Origin of the sequence: Oscillibacter sp., assembly GCF_040505565.1 — a bacterium.
GTDB lineage: Bacteria > Bacillota > Clostridia > Oscillospirales > Oscillospiraceae > Oscillibacter.
In genome coordinates this window covers 1-17,671 of sequence record NZ_JBEUWZ010000010.1, presented here as the reverse complement: position 1 = coordinate 17,671, position 17,671 = coordinate 1, and the positions used below count along the sequence as shown (strand labels likewise).

The 17,671-nt window shown below is 51.4% G+C and carries 18 protein-coding genes, 1 tRNA gene and 3 pseudogenes; 11 read left to right on the top strand and 11 right to left on the bottom strand.

Annotated features, from left to right (window positions below):
* Positions 1-204: 204 nt before the first annotated feature.
* The 4 genes from lysS to ABWQ15_RS03975 all read right to left on the bottom strand — a co-directional run bounded on the left by lysS (position 205) and on the right by ABWQ15_RS03975 (position 4,038).
* Positions 205-1,707 carry a lysine--tRNA ligase gene (gene lysS / locus ABWQ15_RS03990; protein WP_353907533.1) on the bottom strand — a complete coding sequence of 501 codons (1,503 nt, stop codon included), beginning with the start codon at positions 1,705-1,707 and terminating at the stop codon, positions 205-207.
* 10 nt (positions 1,708-1,717) lie between these two features.
* Positions 1,718-2,194 (bottom strand): transcription elongation factor GreA, encoded by a 477-nt coding sequence (gene greA, locus ABWQ15_RS03985; protein ID WP_353907532.1) that lies wholly within the window; start codon positions 2,192-2,194, stop codon positions 1,718-1,720.
* Positions 2,195-2,405: 211 nt separating this feature from the next.
* Positions 2,406-3,005, bottom strand: a complete 600-nt coding sequence (locus ABWQ15_RS03980; protein ID WP_353907531.1) for a site-2 protease family protein — start codon at positions 3,003-3,005, stop codon at positions 2,406-2,408.
* On the bottom strand, positions 2,989-4,038 hold the full coding sequence (locus ABWQ15_RS03975; protein WP_353907530.1) for a M23 family metallopeptidase: 1,050 nt from the start codon (positions 4,036-4,038) through the stop codon (positions 2,989-2,991). Before ABWQ15_RS03975 ends, ABWQ15_RS03980 begins: the two co-directional genes overlap by 17 nt.
* Positions 4,039-4,227: 189 nt before the next feature.
* Between ABWQ15_RS03975 and ABWQ15_RS03970 the strand changes: the two genes are divergently transcribed.
* A tRNA-Pro gene (locus tag ABWQ15_RS03970) sits at positions 4,228-4,303 on the top strand.
* 69 nt (positions 4,304-4,372) lie between these two features.
* Here ABWQ15_RS03970 and ABWQ15_RS03965 read toward each other — a convergent pair.
* On the bottom strand, positions 4,373-4,891 hold the full coding sequence (locus ABWQ15_RS03965; RefSeq protein WP_353907529.1) for a DUF4368 domain-containing protein: 519 nt from the start codon (positions 4,889-4,891) through the stop codon (positions 4,373-4,375).
* Positions 4,888-5,232 carry a recombinase zinc beta ribbon domain-containing protein gene (locus tag ABWQ15_RS03960; protein WP_353907705.1) on the bottom strand — a complete coding sequence of 115 codons (345 nt, stop codon included), beginning with the start codon at positions 5,230-5,232 and terminating at the stop codon, positions 4,888-4,890. The genes ABWQ15_RS03965 and ABWQ15_RS03960 overlap by 4 nt, the downstream gene beginning before the upstream one ends.
* A 192-nt stretch (positions 5,233-5,424) precedes the next feature.
* Here ABWQ15_RS03960 and ABWQ15_RS03955 point away from each other — a divergent pair, with 192 nt between their 5' ends.
* The 4 genes and pseudogenes from ABWQ15_RS03955 to ABWQ15_RS03940 form a co-directional block, all read left to right on the top strand.
* Positions 5,425-5,571, top strand: a complete 147-nt coding sequence (locus ABWQ15_RS03955; protein ID WP_353907528.1) for a hypothetical protein — start codon at positions 5,425-5,427, stop codon at positions 5,569-5,571.
* On the top strand, positions 5,568-6,146 hold the full coding sequence (gene istA / locus ABWQ15_RS03950) for an IS21 family transposase (protein ID WP_353907527.1): 579 nt from the start codon (positions 5,568-5,570) through the stop codon (positions 6,144-6,146). Before ABWQ15_RS03955 ends, istA begins: the two co-directional genes overlap by 4 nt.
* Positions 6,029-6,514 carry a Mu transposase domain-containing protein gene (locus ABWQ15_RS03945; RefSeq protein ID WP_353907711.1) on the top strand — a complete coding sequence of 162 codons (486 nt, stop codon included), beginning with the start codon at positions 6,029-6,031 and terminating at the stop codon, positions 6,512-6,514. The genes istA and ABWQ15_RS03945 overlap by 118 nt, the downstream gene beginning before the upstream one ends.
* A pseudogene (locus tag ABWQ15_RS03940) lies at positions 6,511-6,882 on the top strand (ATP-binding protein); the annotation flags it as partial. The gene ABWQ15_RS03945 and the pseudogene ABWQ15_RS03940, both read left to right, overlap by 4 nt.
* Here ABWQ15_RS03940 and ABWQ15_RS03935 read toward each other — a convergent pair.
* A pseudogene (locus ABWQ15_RS03935) lies at positions 6,832-7,136 on the bottom strand (IS110 family transposase); the annotation flags it as partial. The pseudogenes ABWQ15_RS03940 and ABWQ15_RS03935 overlap by 51 nt on opposite strands.
* Positions 7,137-7,525: 389 nt before the next feature.
* Here ABWQ15_RS03935 and ABWQ15_RS03930 point away from each other — a divergent pair.
* Positions 7,526-7,975 carry an HK97 gp10 family phage protein gene (locus ABWQ15_RS03930; RefSeq protein WP_353907526.1) on the top strand — a complete coding sequence of 150 codons (450 nt, stop codon included), beginning with the start codon at positions 7,526-7,528 and terminating at the stop codon, positions 7,973-7,975.
* Entirely contained in the window at positions 7,972-8,292 is a 321-nt protein-coding gene (locus ABWQ15_RS03925; protein ID WP_353907525.1) for a phage tail terminator family protein, read from the top strand. The genes ABWQ15_RS03930 and ABWQ15_RS03925 overlap by 4 nt, the downstream gene beginning before the upstream one ends.
* A 312-nt stretch (positions 8,293-8,604) precedes the next feature.
* Here ABWQ15_RS03925 and ABWQ15_RS03920 read toward each other — a convergent pair whose 3' ends face one another.
* Positions 8,605-8,841, bottom strand: coding sequence for a small, acid-soluble spore protein, H family (locus ABWQ15_RS03920; RefSeq protein ID WP_353907524.1), 237 nt, complete (start codon positions 8,839-8,841; stop codon positions 8,605-8,607).
* Between the two features lie 509 nt (positions 8,842-9,350).
* Here ABWQ15_RS03920 and pckA point away from each other — a divergent pair.
* Positions 9,351-10,970: a phosphoenolpyruvate carboxykinase (ATP) gene (gene pckA, locus ABWQ15_RS03915; RefSeq protein ID WP_353907523.1), complete on the top strand. Its 1,620-nt coding sequence runs from the start codon at positions 9,351-9,353 to the stop codon at positions 10,968-10,970.
* Positions 10,971-11,260: 290 nt separating this feature from the next.
* On the opposite strand, the gene ABWQ15_RS03910 is transcribed toward pckA, so the two are convergent.
* Positions 11,261-11,797, bottom strand: coding sequence for an isochorismatase family protein (locus ABWQ15_RS03910; protein WP_353907522.1), 537 nt, complete (start codon positions 11,795-11,797; stop codon positions 11,261-11,263).
* A 297-nt stretch (positions 11,798-12,094) separates the two neighbouring features.
* On the opposite strand from ABWQ15_RS03910, the gene ABWQ15_RS03905 reads away from it, so the two are divergent.
* A complete protein-coding gene (locus ABWQ15_RS03905) occupies positions 12,095-12,847 on the top strand; it encodes a LysM peptidoglycan-binding domain-containing protein (RefSeq protein ID WP_353907521.1) in 753 nt (250 codons plus the stop codon).
* 107 nt (positions 12,848-12,954) lie between these two features.
* Here ABWQ15_RS03905 and ABWQ15_RS03900 read toward each other — a convergent pair whose 3' ends face one another.
* Complete coding sequence (locus ABWQ15_RS03900; RefSeq protein ID WP_353907520.1) at positions 12,955-13,359, bottom strand: hypothetical protein; 405 nt, start codon at positions 13,357-13,359, stop codon at positions 12,955-12,957.
* 443 nt (positions 13,360-13,802) lie between these two features.
* Complete coding sequence (locus tag ABWQ15_RS03895; protein WP_353907519.1) at positions 13,803-15,155, bottom strand: oxygen-binding di-iron domain-containing protein; 1,353 nt, start codon at positions 15,153-15,155, stop codon at positions 13,803-13,805.
* Positions 15,156-15,883: 728 nt separating this feature from the next.
* Between ABWQ15_RS03895 and ABWQ15_RS03890 the strand changes: the two are divergent.
* Both ABWQ15_RS03890 and ABWQ15_RS03885 read left to right on the top strand, forming a co-directional pair.
* A pseudogene (locus tag ABWQ15_RS03890) lies at positions 15,884-16,632 on the top strand (DNA/RNA non-specific endonuclease); the annotation flags it as partial.
* Between the two features lie 723 nt (positions 16,633-17,355).
* Entirely contained in the window at positions 17,356-17,634 is a 279-nt protein-coding gene (locus tag ABWQ15_RS03885; protein ID WP_353907518.1) for a helix-turn-helix domain-containing protein, read from the top strand.
* Positions 17,635-17,671 lie beyond the last annotated feature (37 nt).

Sequence of the window (17,671 nt, the reverse complement as noted above, 5' to 3'; positions counted from 1 at the left end):
TACCCTTCCGGCACAGCCCAGTGCGCAGGGTGGGCAATGCCGCGATAGAAACCGTTCTGCGGATATCATAGCACAGAATCGGTTAAAAGAGAAGAGGCAACTGCAGTTCCGCACAAGCCTGCCAGAGAAGAAGGAGGGACCCGGCCGAGTCGGCCGGGTCCCTGAGTATTTGTACTTACCCGTCCGCCGCGGTGCTTCAAAGCGTCAGTTATCCAGCGGCTTCATGGTGGGGAACAGGATCACGTCCCGGATGGTATCGGAATTGGTCAGCAGCATGGCGACCCGGTCCACACCAATGCCCATGCCGCCGGTGGGAGGCATACCGTATTCCAAGGCGGTGATAAAATCTTCGTCCAGCATCTCTGCCTCGTCGTCGCCCCGCTCCCGCATCTCGGCCTGTTTTTCAAAGCGCCGGCGCTGGTCGATGGGATCGTTCAGCTCGGAATAGGCATTGCCCATTTCGCTGTGGCAGATGAAGAACTCAAACCGCTCGGTAAGGCGGGGGTCCTGGGGACTGCGCTTCGTCAGCGGAGAGACCTCCACAGGGTACATGGTGATGAAGGTGGGTTGAATCAAATGCTCCTCCACCCGCTGGTCAAAGCACTGGTACAGGGCATTGCCCCAGGTTTTCTCGGCACTGTCCGCCAGCTCCACGCCCTTGGCCTTTGCGGCAGCAACAGCCTGCGCATCGTCGGAGATAGCGCCGAAATCAATACCCACGTACTGCTTTACCGCCTCGATCATGGTCAGGCGGGGCCAGCCGGGGGTCAGGTCGATCTTTTCACCCATCCACTCCGCTTCGTAAGTGCCCAGAATCTCCTTCGCGGCGGAGGAGAGCAGCCCCTCGGCCACGTCCATCATCCCATGGAAATCGGTATAGGCCTGATAGAGCTCCACGCTGGTGAACTCCGGGTTGTGCTTGGGATCCATGCCCTCGTTGCGGAAGATGCGGCCGATCTCATAGACCCGGTCCATCCCGCCCACGATCAGCCGCTTCAGCGGCAGCTCCGTGGCGATGCGCATGTACATATCGATGTCCAGAGTGTTGTGGTGGGTCACAAAAGGGCGGGCGGACGCGCCGCCGGATATGGTGTTCAGAACGGGGGTTTCCACCTCAATATAGCCCAGGTTGTCCAGATAATTGCGCATGTGCTTGATGAGTTTCGACCGGACCACAAAGGCCCGCTTGACCTCCGGATTCACGATCAGGTCCACGTACCGCTGGCGGTAGCGCAGCTCCCGATCCTGAAGTCCGTGAAATTTCTCCGGCAGGGGCAGCAGGGACTTGGACAAGAGTACAATGTCCTTTGCCCGGACGCTCATCTCACCCCGCTGGGTGCGGAACACTTCGCCATCCACGCCCACAATGTCGCCGATGTCGTATTTTTTGAACTTCTTATAAGTCTCCTCGTCCATCTCGTCCTGCCGGGCGTAGAGCTGGATGCGGCCGTCCCGGTCCTGCAAATCGCAGAAGCTGACCTTGCCCATGCCGCGCTTGCTCATGAGGCGGCCCGCAATCTTCACGGGCTTGCCCTCCATGGCGTCAAAGTTGGATTTGACCTGCTCACTGGTGGTGTCCCAGTCGAATCGGGTTCGCTGAAACGGATCCTCGCCTGCGGTCTGGAGCGCCGCCAGCTTCTCCCGGCGGACCCGAGTCTGCTCACTCAGATCCAGCTCAGGCTGCTGGCTTGTCTTCTGTTCAGCCATGTCGTTCTCCTTACCGCTCAATTTTCTGCACCACATAGGTGATGCTGCCGCTGGGAGCGTCCACGGTGACGGTCTGGCCCTCCTTTGTGCCCATGAGAGCCTTTCCGAAAGGGGATTCCTCAGAGATGATGCCGTTCATGGGATCAGACTCCTGAGAGCCGACGATCTTATAGGCGATCGGCAGTACCTTGCCCGCTCCATCCGCCACAGTAACCTTGCAGCCGATGGTGACGGCGTCGTTATCCGCCGTGTTTTCGTCCACCACCACGGCGTTCTGAAGAATCTCCTCCAGCTCCGCGATGCGGGAGTACAGCTTGCCCTGCTCGTTTTTCGCCTCGTCATATTCACTGTTCTCGCTGAGGTCGCCGAAGCCGCGGGCAATTTTGATCTGCTCCGCCACCTCGTCGCTGCGGGTGGTTTTCAAGTAATTCAGTTCCGTTTGCAGTTCGTCTAGGCGAGCCTGGCTCATTCTGTATTCGTTGCTCATCGGTACAAGTCCTTTCCGTTGTCCTATATTTTCCTTATGGGTGTCCACAAGGACTCCATCTTAGTCATGACATAACATTATAGATTTTCCCATGCGCAATGTCAAGCGGTTTGCTCGGAAACCCCAACCTGGGCACGAAAACAGACATCGTTGAGAATTGGAGACAGATGTATAATGAATAGAGACTGGCAGCGCGGATGGGTCCTGCGGGTTACGTTTTGCCCCACAGTTCCCGAAGACACGCTGCCAGCAGTCCTGCGGCAGGGGGAGCCAACCAGAGATTGCCCTTGCTTTCGTGCATCAGCCAGACAAGCCCTCCGAAGAGGAGCGCCGCACAAACGAAACCGGCAAGTCGCGCCGCCTGTTCACCCGCTGCCGGCCCAAAGCGCCACGCAACCAGCAGTTCCAGCGCCTGCCCGCCGTCCAGCGGGCGGATGGGCAGCAGATTAAAGATACCCAGCACCAGATGTGTGCCGGCTGCGGCGTAGAGCCCCGGCAAAGTGCGAGCCGGAACGGTCAGCGCGGCGGCACATAGCAGGTTGGTAAGCGGCCCCGCCAGCAGTGCCAGCAGTTCCATCCCATAGCTCAGCCCGCTTCGATCTGCCTCCATCACCGCGCCCAGCGCACCAATCCTCATGCCCCGCACCGGCGCGCCGCAGAGCCGCAGGACAATAAAGTGCCCCAATTCATGAAGAATCGCGGCAGACAGGATCAGTGCCAGCGGCCTGAACCCGCTTTCCAGCGCGAACCACGCCGATAGCAGCAGAAATCCCCCGGAGACGCGTATCGGCCCATCAAGACAGCGAGACATAATAGACGGGGTCCAGATATGTGTCCCCGGAGTGGAGCTCAAAGTGCAGGTGCGGCCCTGTGGCTTCTCCGGTCTGGCCTACCTCCCCAATTTTCTGCCCCTCCTTTACCGCGCTGCCTGAGGAGACGGTAACCCGGCTGCAATGGGCGTACAGTGTGGAAAAGTCGCCGCTGTGGTCCACAATGATGTATTTTCCATAGCTGCTGCTTTCTCCCACAGCCGCTACAGTGCCTTTGGCAAAGCAGTCGATGGCGGTTCCCTCGTCGGCGGCGATGTCCAGACCATAATGAAATTTTTCATCTCCTTCGATGGGGTGCTCCCGGTAACCAAAATTTGAGGATATGGTACCCATCACCGGCGTACAGTAATCGAAACCCAGTACTTTCTGCTCCATACTCACGTTATCCGGCAGGGTTTGTTTGGAATATAATATATAGGAGAGTTTTTGCGCACTGCCTTTCGTTGACTGCGAGGTTGCCTCCGGTGCTGCGTCCGCTTGGGCGGAGGAGGACGAAACCTCAGACAGGGTTTCAGATGAGGCATCTGATTTTGGCGTGTCCGGCAAAGGTGGAGCTGTTAGCCAGCCGTCACTGGATTTCAGCTGGCTGCGGACCGCAAGGCTTCCGGCTGTGGATTCGGCCGCGTCATTTGCCGCGTCGTTGGCCGCGTCATTGGCCGCGCCGGTGGGGACTGCGGCGGTGTCTTCCGGGTGGAACACGGACTGATACAGGTCTTCCCATCCGTCGTCTCCCTCACCGGCAAACATTCGGCCTACGGCGGAGAATACCTCTGTTACATCCACATTGCGTTCCAGCGCGCTGCCCACGTGCTGGCTGAGCCACTGGACCCGGGCGGGCAGCAGAAGCTTTACCGCCACCAGCAGCACGAAAACCGTGCCACAGACCAGAAACTGGGCCAGCCGCCGCTTTTCCGCGCCGGATAATGGCTGCGATGCTTTTCGCCTTCCTGTTTGATACCCTGTCCGATTGCTGTACATCTGGCTGATCTTCTGTCCGGTCTGCCGCGACGTCATCCGTCCCGCCTCCCCTCACGTTTTTTCCACTCTATGCGTATTTTGAGGGAAGTATGAACGATTTTGCTTGACAAATGGACAGATTTTTCCTATAATACAAACTGTTGCAGCAAAGTGAGGTTAAATCTGGCGGCGCACATGGGCTGGAACCATGGGTGTGCCTGACCACAAGCCGCAAAAACTGAATATCCGGGTGTAGCGCAGTTGGTAGCGCGCATGGTTCGGGACCATGAGGCCGTGGGTTCGAATCCCGCCACTCGGACCATGTGGAGTGTCCTTATAGGATCTGAGGATCTTATTAAGGACACTCTGCTTTTTTATGCACAAAATTAAATCAAGCGGTCTGTGCCGGGGCGTAGTTAATAACTACGCCCTTTCTTGTTTCCATGAGGATGTCGGACTCGGGGATTTTGCGGCGATCCGGCACGTCAAACGCACCGATGCAGTTGTAGAAAATTGTGACCCGCTGGGTGGTAACGCCATCCCCGTCCTTTTCGGCATGGTACACGTCGATGTGGTCGATCAGCTCCGTCACCATACGTTTTGTGACCTTTGCGGCATTGGTGTTCCGCCGGACGCTTTCAAGAAACTGGTCAACATCCATCCGCTTGCCCTCGGCCTTTTTCAGTTCCAACTTGAGCGATTTGACCTTTCCGGCGTTCTCGCCCTGTTCCTGTTCGTACCGTTTGGACATTTTGGAAAACCGGGCATCATCGATCTTGCCGCACACATTGTCCTCATACAGCCGCTCAAAAAGCGTGTCAAGCTCCTTGTCCCGCGCCAGCAGGCCGTCAAGCTCCCGCTGTTTCCGAGCCCGGTCGTTTTCAGCGACTTTTGCAGAACGCCCCATCATGGCTTTGATAAAGTCACCCTCGTACTCGTTGGCGAAACAGGCAGACGGTTGACCGCGTATAGCACCACCTGCTCCAGAAAGTCCAATCGGATATAATGGGTTGCGGAGCATTTACGAAGCCCGGAATTGTGGTTCTGACAACTGAAAAATTTGATGTTATGATTGCCCTGGTTGAAATGGAAATTGAGATTTCCACCGCACTCGGGGCATTTCAACAGGCCGGAGAACACGCTGGGCTCCTGTATGACGGACGGCCTTTTGCGGCGGGTGCCGCTTTTCAGGCTCTGCACCTTTTCCCACGTTTCCCGGTCTATCACGGCCTCATGGACATTGAGAAATATTGCCCGGTTTTCCTCCGGGTTTTCGATGCGGCGTTTTATCTTGTAAGACTTTGTCAGCGCCAGTGATAAAATGCAAGAAAACGCCGGTCAAAAAATGCAGGTTTTCAGCGGAGAGGAATGCAATATGGTACACTCGAATCTGCCTGCCGTAGAGGAGGCGGAAATGGTGTCAAAATGGAAGGAGCAAACTGGATGGATATCCGAAGCGACCGGCAAAAAGGACTGAGCTACACAGAGATCGCGCGCAAATACAACCTTGACCCGAGGACGGCAAAGAAATACGCCGAGAGCGAGACGCGGCCGGTATACAGCCTGAGCGCGGCGGGCACAGCATTGTGAGGGAGTATGTACGCAACAAAAAGGAACAGCTGGACGAGCAGGCAACGGTGCGGTTTGAGACAATACCGGGGCTGCAAGGACAGATGGACTGGGCATTTTTTGAGGATCACACCGTCTTGGAGGACGGAAAACTGAAGAAGCTGTACTGCTTTCTTTTCATTCTGGGGTACTCGCGGACGCGGTACATAGAGTTTGTGACCGACATGAGCACCAACACGCTGATTCGCTGCCATGCCAACGCGTTTCAGTATTTCGGCGGCTATCCCGAAGAAATCCTGTACGACAACATGAAGCAGGTCGTCATCAAACGGCTTCTGAAGCAGGAGGACAGCACTTTGAACCGGCAATTCGAGGACTTTGCCGGCTTCTATGGATTCAATCCTGTGCTGTGCCGGCCATACCGGGGCCAGACAAAGGGCAAGGTGGAGCGCACCGTACAGTTCGTCCGGGAAATTTCATGGTGGGCATCAAGTATAGCTCCTTGGATGACCTCAACGGTCAGGCGTTGGCCTGGTGCAACAAGGTCAACGGGAAAGTCCACGCCACAACAAATGAAATTCCCTTCGAGCGATTAAAAAAAGAGGGCCTTAACCCTCTCAAACGTGAGTACATCATAGATAAAATCAATCTGCGCCGGGTGCAAAAAGACTGCCTCATCTCGTACGGCGGTAATCAGTATTCCGTGCCATCGGAATACGCCGGCAAAGATGTGGCAGTCGTAGCGCTGGACAACCTGCTCGCCGCCTACCACGAAGGAAAGCAAATCGCCCTGTACCGGATATCCTATCAGAAAAAGGATATGGTCGTCAATGCCCATCACTACCGCAGGCTGACTGTCAAGCAGTCTTTCGACATCGAAAACACGCTGCTGGACGGCGACAACGTCATCGACTTTCCCATCCAGCCACATGATTTGCGCCGGTATGACGAGGTGCTGTTATGACGGAGCTGACGATGGAACGCCTCAGGGAGAACCTTGAAAGCCTGAAAATGAAAAACACGCTGGTGATACTGGACAATTATCTTGAGAGAGCTGTAAAGGACGAGCTTAACATTGTGGAGGTGCTTGACCATATTTTTGCCGAGGAGGCACTCAGCAAACGGTGGCGCGCCTATGAAAAACAGGTGCAGATGTCGGGCTTCCCCATTAAAAAGACGTTGGATGACTTCGACTTCAGCTTTCAACCCTCCATTGACAAGCGGCAGATCGAGGAATTGGCCACCATGCGCTTTCTGGAAAATGGATAAAATATCGTCTTCCTCGGCCCGCTTGGCGTGGGCAAAACTCAAGCTGTTGTTACCGTACCCATGCACAAGCATGGGATTGACCACGGAAACATAAAGCCCCGCATCATGGAGCGCCCATGCAATGGGAGCATGGTAATTACCCGTATACTCCATGACCACTATGGTCCACCGTCCAGGCTTTTGAGTAACTTTGCCGACTCACTTAATTCACTGTCGGTGTGATGTACCTCAAAGGGAGAGCGCACTACCTCTCCGAAGGGGCGCATGATGGCAATCATGCTTTTTTCTTTGGAAACATCAATGCCTACGGCGTTCATTTACATTCCTCCAATATTTTGATACGCAACCGGAACCAATCTTTTTCTCATTGCCCATTCAATCTATTGGGTGACACGAACTCCGCTCATCTCTGAGGTGGCTCAACCTGCTCAAATCAAACGCTACAACAAGGGGATGGCTGACAGTCTTTCAATCGGGCATAAAAGCCCAAGGACGTGATGGTCAGCCAGTTGCTCCCCTGATTGTAGCTTGGGCACGAGATGGATTGAAGCCCGGCTGGCTGCCGAGCTCCAAGTCCAAATATATTGTAATAGGACGTGACGGCGGATATGTGGCTGGTGATCAGCGGTGTGCGCTACGAAATTCTGTACATTCTGGACCCGCATTTGCAGCACGAACGGCTGGAAATCTTCTGTGAGGTGACGGCGTGAGCGTTGAAGCGGGCTTTGACCTGGGCGATCTGAACGAGCTGAACGAAAAGTTGCTGAACCTCGCAGAACAGGAATTTCCGAAGGAAGCGAAGAAATTTATCCGGCGGCAGGATTCCAAGTGTGAGACACGGCTGCGGAATGCCTACAAGACCAAAGTTTGGAAGAAAACCGGCAACCTGATCGAGGGTGTGGGCCGAGGGATGCCGCAGCAGTACGGCGGTTCCTACCAGATCCGCGTTTACAACAATGCGCCCCATGCCCATCTGATCGAACACGGCCACGTCATGTGCGACAAAAACGGGAAGCCGATTGTTGACGCGATGGGGCAGGAGCGCTGGGTGGACGGTAAGTATGTGGCGGCCTACACCGTAGAGGAGTACAAGAAAATCTACCCGGAGGAAGTGGACAAATTCGTGGATGAGATGCTGGAGAAGGGGCTGAAATGAGAACCATTATCGATGTAGTCAAGACAGTCTCTGGCCTGATTGAAACGGGATTCGGGATGCCGCCCACAACCAAGGATATCCGGGAGGGATTCTCGCGGCCATGCTTCTATGTGGAGCCGTACCAGATGCGGTGCGGGATCGCGGGAGATATGCGGGACGATGCCTTTGGCATCCGGATTTTCTATTTCAGCAAGCGGGCCGAGACGGGCTATTTGGACTTGCTGGAAAAGCAGACGGTATTGCGGACCAGCTGGACGGCCCGATTCCAATCAGCGAGGACTTCTACCTGTATCCGGAGGATCTGGACTTTGAGCTGAAACGGGATGACATGCCCCTGATCGCAAGCTTTACCGTGGAGAATGTCCAGCTGCCCGAAGAAACCGACATGAGCGAGTACATGGAGAATCTGGAAATTAACATGAGAGAGGATGAATGAAATGGGACTTCCTACGATTGACGTCGTATTTAAAAAGCTGGCGTCGACAGCGGTCACGCGGTCTACGCGCGGTGTTGAACACTGTATCCGAAGAATTCTCCATCCATACCTATGGCGCGGACAGCGTGACCGCGGGTGTGGTATTGGCGTTCAATCTGGTGGAGTTCTCTGGAAATTTTTTTTGGGAAGTCGGTCACACACAACTACGACCATCCGCACACGATGGATTTGACACTGAAAAGGATTTGATACTATGGCTTGGACTGAAAAAATGGAAAAGGAGCTGAAAAAGCGGGACAACCCAAGCATGGGTCGACTGATTGAGTGAATGGATGTTTGCGGTATCCTCGTCTTTTGAAATACTGTCAATATAAATAGGGACGCCATTATGGGTGACATTTACCGTATGTATTACTCGGATAAAATGCATTTATTAAATTGTCCTTGGGGCCTCATTGATAAGCATCAGGGGCAGTTTTGCATTTCTGTAGAGCTGTTGGGAATAAATTTTTTATAGTAAATATATCAAAAAAAGAAGTACGTAACGGTACAAATTTGTTACGTAATAAATTGTATTATCTTGCGTTTGATGGTAAAATACTATAAAATGGATTTACCGTTAATAATCTTAAGTTTGAAACGATGCAATTAGCTCCATCCCACAGGGGGGCATACAAAAGCAGTCTGTCCGAGGGCGGTCAAAAATCAGGAGGCAGTTGTTCCTGCGATGGCGATGATGTTTTTTTATGGCTTGGGCGCTTCTTCAGCAAGAGGTAACGGCTGCGAATTTCCAGATTCTGCTTTGAACGGATGACACCGAGGGCATTGTGCGAGTAGAAGCTTGATATAGGCTCCAGTTTTGTCAGATTTGGTGGTTCTCCGCTCCTTTTCCGCAGTACTGCCCTCAAAAAATATAATTCACGGAGGAAAAGCTTTAAAATGGAGACTTATGGGTTGGAAAAGCTGGGCATTGTCAATACCGCCGCTGTTTACCGTAATCTGACACCTGCACAGCTGATCGAGCATGCGCTGCGCCGTGGTGAGGGCACGCTCTCGAACAAAGGTGCGCTGGTGGTCAATACCGGCAAATACACAGGCCGCAGTGCCAATGACAAGTTTATTGTTGATAAACCATCTGTTCACGACGACATCGTATGGGGCAAAGTGAATCGCCCTATTGAGAAAGAAAAATTTGACGCCATCTATTCCAAGGTTGTCGCTTACTTACAAAACAAAGATGTATTTATTTTTGACGGCTTTGCTGGCGCGAATCCCAAATACACACAGGCATTTCGCATTGTCAATGAACTGGCCAGCCAAAATCTGTTTATCCATCAGCTTCTACGCCGTCCCACAGACAAGCAGCTAAAGAATTTCAAGGAGGATTACACCATCATTGCTGCACCCGGCTTTAAGTGTGTTCCCAAGATCGACGGTACCCGCTCCGAGGCCGCCATATTAGTGGATTACGAGTCAAAGATTGTAGTAATCTGTGGCAGTCGTTATGCGGGTGAGATTAAGAAATCCATATTTTCCATCATGAATTTTGTATTGCCCAAGATGGGCGTGTTTCCCATGCACTGTTCCGCCAACATCGGTAAGAACGGTGACTCTGCTGTGTTCTTTGGCCTGTCCGGCACCGGCAAGACCACCCTTTCCGCCGATTCTGACCGGATGCTCATCGGCGACGACGAGCACGGCTGGGCGGATGACTCCGTGTTCAACTTCGAGGGCGGCTGCTATGCCAAATGCATCAACCTCAGCCAGAAGGGTGAACCGGAGATCTACAACGCCATCAAGTTCGGTTCTTTGGTGGAGAATGTGGTCATGGATCCCGAAACCCGCGAGCTTGATTTTTCCGATGACTCTCTGGCTGTTAATTCCCGCGCGGGCTACCCCATGGAGTATATCCCTAACGCGGAGCTGTCCGGCATGAGCCCCAGTATCCCCAAGACCGTCATCTTCCTGACGGCCGATGCCTACGGTGTATTGCCCCCAATCTCTAAGCTGAATAAGAATCAGGCCATGTACTACTTTCTCTCTGGCTATACCTCCAAAGTGGCTGGCACCGAGATCGGGGTGACCGAACCGACTCCCACATTTTCAACCTGCTTCGGCGAGCCGTTTTTACCGTTGGATCCCTCCGTTTATGCAAAGATGCTGGCAGAAAAGGTGGAAAAGTCCGGTGCAAGGGTCTATCTGGTCAATACCGGCTGGAATGGCACCGGCAAGCGTATGAAGTTAAGTTACACCCGTGCCATGGTTACCGCTGCTCTAACCGGCGAGATCGAAAAGAGCAGGTTTATAACTGATCCTACCTTCGGTGTAGCAGTTCCCACCTCTATTGAGGGCGTTCCCACTGAACTGCTGATCCCCGAAAACACCTGGGCGGATAAAGTCTACTATAAGGCGAATTGCCAAAAGTTGGCCAAAAGTTTTATAGAGAACTTTAAGAGGTATTCCCACATAAGCGATGAAGTAGTGAAGGCAGGCCCAAAAATCAAATTACAAAAACAAAGGCATAGACAAGTTCTGATAGGCAGCAAAATGCCATTATAAGGAGCAGAAACTCAAGCAAACAGTTTGGGAAGTACCGAATGGGGATACAATTGAGGGCAACACCAGCCTCACCAGCAATGACAACGGCGGCGCGGTCATGCAGTGCAAGCGGAACCCCAAACTGATCACCGGCGCGTGCAGGCCAGGATATAATATGACCACGTAAGCGATGGAGGGAGGCTGTCGGGATAAAGACAACCTCTGGCGGTAAGGAGGCAGAGAATGGCAGCCTGAATCAAGGAGCACATCGCGGTGCGGAAGACCCATCCACGGAGCCGTCCTTGGCGATTTCAGCGGGTTGGAGTGAAAGCTGGCCCGCTTCCTTGACATTCCGGCTCCAGTTGGCGAGCCAGCACCCGGTTGATGATTTTCATGCCCGCCTCATGGTAATCGCGTCCGTTCGTAGACGCGCAGTACTCGCCGAGAACATCGAAGTCATAACCCTCGTCAAAGAGCGCAATTGCCGACGCTAACACGCAGGCGTCCGTATCAAAGCCGACCAGGTCGATATGGGAACACTGCCCCACCAAACGAGACAGGTCCTGATGCGGGAGCGCGTAGGTCGTTTTTTCCTCGATCACCGTCAGCAATCCCACCGGGGGATGGATCAGCAGTGAATCGGAACAGGCGTCCAGGCCACTGTAACAGTGCAGCCGGTTATATAACGGTGTCTGCGGCGTATTTTTGTAGTAGGTCAGGATGCAGTAGTCATATCTGCCGGTTTCCAATAGCTTTTGGATTTCAGGAACGCGGTCCCTAGTGGTATCCGTCAAAAATTCTTTCTGAACGTCAACGATCAGCAGCGTGTTGCGGAAAGGTTTGGTCATAACGATGCCTCCAGATCTGATTCATTCCGATATCTTGGATTAAAATGCGCGGGTGCGCGCCGTTTCATTCGTACGGACACAGGTATTTATCTACCGCGGCGGCGGGTTCGACCGAAAGCTACAGGCCGTCGGGATGGAGACGGTGGTATAGCATGCAAAAAAGTCCGCTCGGGTAATCTTCCGGGCGGACCTCTCCTTTTAAGCATGATGCGCTATTAGGAGGGAAAGGAAACCTCCCTAGAGAACGATCATATCATGTAAGGCAGGATCATCTCGATTGGAAAGGCGGTGATATCCATGCCCTCATGTCCTTCAGGAACAGAGGCGTATATCGTTCGGCCCCGAGACTCGCTGTGGCTGATCGCGCAGCGCTTCCAAAAGACCACCCAGGAAATCCTGTCGGCAAATCCCATGTTGAATAAAGATAACCTGCACATTGGACAGACGATCTGCATTCCTTCAGGACGCAGACCTCACCGTGCGGGCTCTCCGCCCCCGCCTCAGAATATCAGCAAGTCTGAGCAGACGCTGAGTAATTTAATGCGGCTGCTGTGGGAGCAGCATGTCTATTGGACGAGGCTGTTTCTTGTCAGTACGGCTTTCGGATTACCCGACACGGAGCCTGTCACAAATCGCCTTTTACGAAATCCAAAAGATTTTGAAGCAGCATTGATGCCAATTTATGGTGAAAACATTGCCGCAGCATTTGCAAAACTGTTTACAAGTCACCTCACAATTGCCGCTGAACTTGTCAGTGCAGCAAAAGCCGGTGACAGTACCGCAGCTGCTGATGCCGAAAAACGATGGTACGCAAACGCAAATGAGATTACGGCTTTCCTGAATAGTATCAATCCATATTGGTCGGTGCAGGAATGGCAAAAAATGTTGTACGATCACCTCGCAATGACAAAGGCTGAAGCTGTTGCCATCTTGACCCAAAAGTATCAAGACAGTATTGACATCTTTGAGAATATTGAGCAAGAAGCGCTTATGATGGCCGATACGATGACACGGGGACTCGTAAGACAGTTTCCTCAAAACTACAGATAAGAGTGATATAACCGGCACTGGCCGGATATATTAATAAGATACTCCCCGGGGCTTACCAGACGGTAAGCTCCGGGGAGTTTTTCAGTTCGGACATACCCGGTAGGCCATTAAGTTGAGCTTGTATTATACTTGATTGCGTCTACTTTTATATTGCTATACTCTGCGCTATCAAAATGGTATAGATTCGCATATTGTCGGCCTTTTCCTCTTACATCAAACGCTAAGTGAATCTCGATGGGCATAAATGTGCCAGAATCTTTGTCTCTGAATGATGCACGTAAAATTCCGGTTCTTGAATACTTTTTGATTAGTTCAGGGGGAACGTAGTCCTTAGTCGTTTTTTTTACAGTAGCATTAAGCAGAGTTAGGTTTTGCGGCGTTTCTCCGTAATTGACCAAATCCAACAGTTTTTCTTCTTCTGTTTGCGGCAACTCAAAAGTAACATATCCTAAAAATTCACCTGTATTTGCATCGTGAATTTCATTACTCAAATTTGTAACCGAATTATACATTGTTCCAGCTCCTTTCCTATCAGTATATTCAAAAAATCATAATTGTGGGTGTTACAATTTATCGTTTTTTGGTAATGCCGTCCAAATGTGCGCAATCCTGCCAGACTTTTCTCACTCTGCATTACAAGCTGGAGTGGCATTGCTGTTGTGGGCCTAGCGGCTGATAACTTAAAAATGCCCCGCGGGAGTTTCAGCTCTTGCGGGGGCATTTCAAGTGTTTAAAAAGTCAACCAGACCGTCTCCCTGAAGAAAAACAGGGGGGCGGCCTGGTTTATGGTGTCAATCGTTTATTCTTCTGGCTTGAAGTGGCTCTTGTCGGCGTCGCACAAAGGACAGGTGTAAGTCGTCGGGTATGGGTCCTTCGGCGGCCTCATCATAGATGAAGCCGCAAATATCGCATACATACTTCATATAAGGCTGCTTCCTATTTGCTTTTTTAATTGTCAGGGCAGGGGCTCAAAGTCTCTGGCGGGACGATGGCATATTGGGCATACAAAATCATCCGGCAAGGTTTCTCCTTCATAAATAAAGCCGCAGACCTTACATACAAAGCCCTTGGGCTTGGCCTTTTCATTACTCCCGACGAGGGCAGGCTCATCTCCCCGTACGGAAGCAGCCAGAGCCTTTGCCAATGCCTCAAGTTCCTGATCCTGACCGGGAGCCAAGGTGGACTTCAGTGTTATGGGGGCCTCCAGAACCTCTATATTCTTCATCTCGCATAGGATCTGAGACATCAGCTTTCCGCTGGACGGAGCCCAGGAGCCGTTTTGGATCAAGGCTACTTTTCGGTTTTGCAGGTTGTGGTGAGCCACGTCATGAAGCAGATTTTCCATGGAAATAAAAATGCCGTTGTTATAGGTGGTAGAGGCAAAGACAATGTGGCTGTATTTGAACAGATCAGACAGAACATAAGAGTAGTGGGTCACCGAGACATCGTACATTTCGACAGGAATGCCCAGCTCTGCCAGCCGACAGGCCAGAATGTTGGCTGCGGTTTCAGTCCCGCCGTAAACCGAGGCAAATGCAATTAAAACCCCCTGAACCTCCGGTTCGTAGGCGGCCCACTTGATATATTTGTCCAGCATATAATCCAGATTTTTTCTCCAGATCGGACCATGAAGCGGACAAATCATTCCAAGCTCCAGCTTGGCGACTTTGTTCAACAAGGAGATTACCTGGGGACCATACTTGCCCACAACGTTGGTATAGTAACGTCGGGACTCGTCCAGCCAGTTTCGGTCAAAGTTCACTTCGTCAGCGAAGAGAATGCCGTTTAGCGCCCCAAACGTACCAAAGGCATCAGCGGAAAAGAGAATCTGATCCGTGGAGTCGTAGCTGACGATCACCTCAGGCCAGTGAACCATGGGAGCGTTATAAAAGGTGAAGTGATGCCGGCCGGTGGAAAGGGCGTCCCCTTCATTGACTAAGATTACTCTCTTTGGATCGGTGCAGTGAAACTGGCGGATCATATTGACGGCCTTCCCGTTGCACACAATGGTGACTTCCGGGTGACGAAGTAATAAATCACCTAGCGTGGCGGCGTGGTCGGGCTCCATATGATGGACAAAGACATAATCAAGAGCCCGACCTTTAAGCGAGTACTCTAGATTCTCAAAGAACTGGCCTTGGACGGCGCGATCCACAGTGTCAAATAGGACGGTTTTTTCATCCAGAAGCAAGTAAGAGTTAAACGACATACCACTAGGGATGGGAAGGACCGCCTCAAAGCAAGGATGCTGGCGGTCACTGGCGCCAATCCAAAGCAAATCATCAGTTACCTTTCGGATGCAGTGCATAGTAAAGCCTCGATTTCTCAAAATGTGTTTTTGATCCGAGCAATGCGACATCATGTTAACCCGTGGAAAAGGTTGAAGAAGGAACATGTCCGCAAGAGGATGACAACTGTAATATGGATACTAGCCGAGAGTACAATGAAAGCGATTTCCTTACTCTCATTGTACTGTCCGCCACCATTTTGTCAAGTGGCAAGGGCAGTTTTATCATATTACGGTGCGATGACACTACATACCACTAAGGTTTCGCGAAGTGTTGGATATGTGTTGCCTGCCAAACCGTCGGCGGTGTGGGTGACCGCTACACCTGCCTGATTCGAGGGCAGGAGTGCTATCTTTGGCTGGAGAAGGGAAGATGTTTTGTGGCGGCAAAGGAATAACCCCTAGGTCTTGCCACCTGTCCTCAATTTTGCTATGCTAGTACAAAGAAAGTCTAAAACAATCGAAGGTGAAGTTTAAGTGGAAATCATTGCTTGTGTCGATGATAATTATGGGCTGATGTTCAACAAGCGCCGGCAAAGCAGGGATCGTATTGTAACTGACCATATTTTGCGGGATTCAAGTGGTCATCTGCTGTACATGGCTGAATATTCAGTACAGTTATTTACAGAGGCAGATCAGAGCAGGATTATGGTTAAGTCCGATTTCCTTCAATGCGCAGGCCTATAGATTTGCTGCTTTGTTGAAGAATCATCGTTGTTGCCTTATAAAAGCAAAATAGACCATATCATACTATCGCTTTTGAAACATATAGCCCTCTTGATAGTCTGGGCCGGTGCAGCGTTGCGTATGCAAATGTTTGCACCGAAACAATGCCAACAGAGGAACGCAGCGAAATCGGCCAGATAAAACCGTCTGGATGGTACACCGTTAAATACGACAATGTTGACGGAAAGTATCTATATAACCGCTGCCACCTCATCGGCTACCAGCTGACAGCTGAAAACGCCAATGAGAAGAATCTTATCACAGGCACTCAATATTTGAATGTTGAAGGTATGCTGCCATTTGAGAACATGGTTGCGGACTACGTCAAAGAAACCAGCAACCATGTCCTGTACAGGGTAACACCTGTTTTTGAAGGTAATAGTCTGGTTGCGTCTGGTGTATTAATGGAGGCAGAATCAGTGGAAGACAAGGGGGCCGGAGTTTGCTTTAATGTCTACTGCTACAACAATCAGCCAGGAGTGACCATTGACTTCGCTACGGGAGAAAGTTGGCTTACAGAAAGTGGAACGGCGAAGACTGAATCGGACGCGACGGATGCGGTTCAACCATCAGAAAAACTGATACAGGGACAACCACTGCAACAGAGCCAACTGAGCAGACTTACATACTGAACACCAGCACTCATAAATTTCATTATCCGTCTTGCTCTAGCGTAAAGCAGATGAATGACTCAAATAAGCAGACCTTTACCGGAAACCGAGATGACCTGATAGCACAGGGCTATTCACCATGCGGCCGGTGTAAGCCATAAGAAAACCGTTCCTTAAGCTCCCGCTAATAAAAGCAGTTCGTCAAATCTATCAGTGCATAAGAATTACTCCCCGGGGCTTACCAAATGGCAGGCTCCGGGGAGATTTATTTTTAGAGCCGTACCTGCTGTATATCAAGCAATTTTATATTGCTTAATTCCATGCTATCATATTTGTACAGTGGCCCATACGCACTTGCCCGTCCGCGTATATCGCAGGTTAGTCGTATTTTTATAGGAGGTTCAAAATTGGTGCCTGATATTTTAGCGTTCGCACTTATGATAACTTCCGATGGATAGTTTAAAAATTGCGTAGGGACGACGTAGTTTATTGGTAGTGCGTATGGAATCACGTCCAGTAATAGTAAAGAATCTGGAATTTGATTATAGTTCAGTAAGTTCAACAGCTTTAACTCGCCCTCAGAAGACAATGAAAACTTGGCCCTTCCGACATATTCTCTCGTTGGGGTTGCAAATACGTCTAGAGTCGTGTTTGTAATTCTGTCATACATTGTGAGACACCCCCGGTATATTGTATGCTGCGAGGGAATAAACGGCTGGTATCTGAATTGTTCTGTTTTCAAGGTACCTATATCAACGTGGCGGAGATTTCCCACGTAGCCGACGGAGAGAACCTCAAAAACTCCAACTGAATATACTGTATTGCAGCGGCTTTCACATAGGGCGCATATCTCAAGGAAAGGAGGTGTACCTTATGTGGTGTAGATGCTGTTGCCGTTGCTGGCGCTGCGGCTGGGTCTGGGACGGAAAATCCTGGCATTGCTGCTGCGGACCTATCAGAGGATAACTTATAAAAGCCCCACGGGAGCTAAGGCTCCTGTGGGGCTTTTTTTGTTTCTACCGGCCTATTGCCCGGCCGGCGGGGTAGATGGCAATACCCTAAACCGGCTGTGCAAGTATTTCAATTGCCAGTCAGGGGACTTGATGGAGTATGTTCCCGACCCTGTGACGGAGTGGCAGACGATTAATGGAGGGATATCATAGAAGTGCAGAGGGCAAACACCCAAAATGTGATAGAATC

Excerpts from the sequence above, each read along its gene's own strand:
- lysS (WP_353907533.1), bottom strand. The coding sequence starts at position 1,707 with ATGGCTGAACAGAAGACAAGCCAGCAGCCTGAGCTGGATCTGAGTGAG.
- greA (WP_353907532.1), bottom strand. The coding sequence starts at position 2,194 with ATGAGCAACGAATACAGAATGAGCCAGGCTCGCCTAGACGAACTGCAA.
- ABWQ15_RS03980 (WP_353907531.1), bottom strand. The coding sequence starts at position 3,005 with ATGTCTCGCTGTCTTGATGGGCCGATACGCGTCTCCGGGGGATTTCTG.
- ABWQ15_RS03975 (WP_353907530.1), bottom strand. The coding sequence starts at position 4,038 with ATGACGTCGCGGCAGACCGGACAGAAGATCAGCCAGATGTACAGCAAT.
- ABWQ15_RS03965 (WP_353907529.1), bottom strand. The coding sequence starts at position 4,891 with ATGATGGGGCGTTCTGCAAAAGTCGCTGAAAACGACCGGGCTCGGAAA.
- ABWQ15_RS03955 (WP_353907528.1), top strand. The coding sequence starts at position 5,425 with ATGGATATCCGAAGCGACCGGCAAAAAGGACTGAGCTACACAGAGATC.
- ABWQ15_RS03945 (WP_353907711.1), top strand. The coding sequence starts at position 6,029 with ATGGTGGGCATCAAGTATAGCTCCTTGGATGACCTCAACGGTCAGGCG.
- ABWQ15_RS03925 (WP_353907525.1), top strand. The coding sequence starts at position 7,972 with ATGAGAACCATTATCGATGTAGTCAAGACAGTCTCTGGCCTGATTGAA.
- ABWQ15_RS03920 (WP_353907524.1), bottom strand. The coding sequence starts at position 8,841 with ATGCATTTTATCCGAGTAATACATACGGTAAATGTCACCCATAATGGC.
- pckA (WP_353907523.1), top strand. The coding sequence starts at position 9,351 with ATGGAGACTTATGGGTTGGAAAAGCTGGGCATTGTCAATACCGCCGCT.
- ABWQ15_RS03910 (WP_353907522.1), bottom strand. The coding sequence starts at position 11,797 with ATGACCAAACCTTTCCGCAACACGCTGCTGATCGTTGACGTTCAGAAA.
- ABWQ15_RS03905 (WP_353907521.1), top strand. The coding sequence starts at position 12,095 with ATGCCCTCATGTCCTTCAGGAACAGAGGCGTATATCGTTCGGCCCCGA.
- ABWQ15_RS03900 (WP_353907520.1), bottom strand. The coding sequence starts at position 13,359 with ATGTATAATTCGGTTACAAATTTGAGTAATGAAATTCACGATGCAAAT.
- ABWQ15_RS03895 (WP_353907519.1), bottom strand. The coding sequence starts at position 15,155 with ATGCACTGCATCCGAAAGGTAACTGATGATTTGCTTTGGATTGGCGCC.
- ABWQ15_RS03885 (WP_353907518.1), top strand. The coding sequence starts at position 17,356 with ATGCTGTTGCCGTTGCTGGCGCTGCGGCTGGGTCTGGGACGGAAAATC.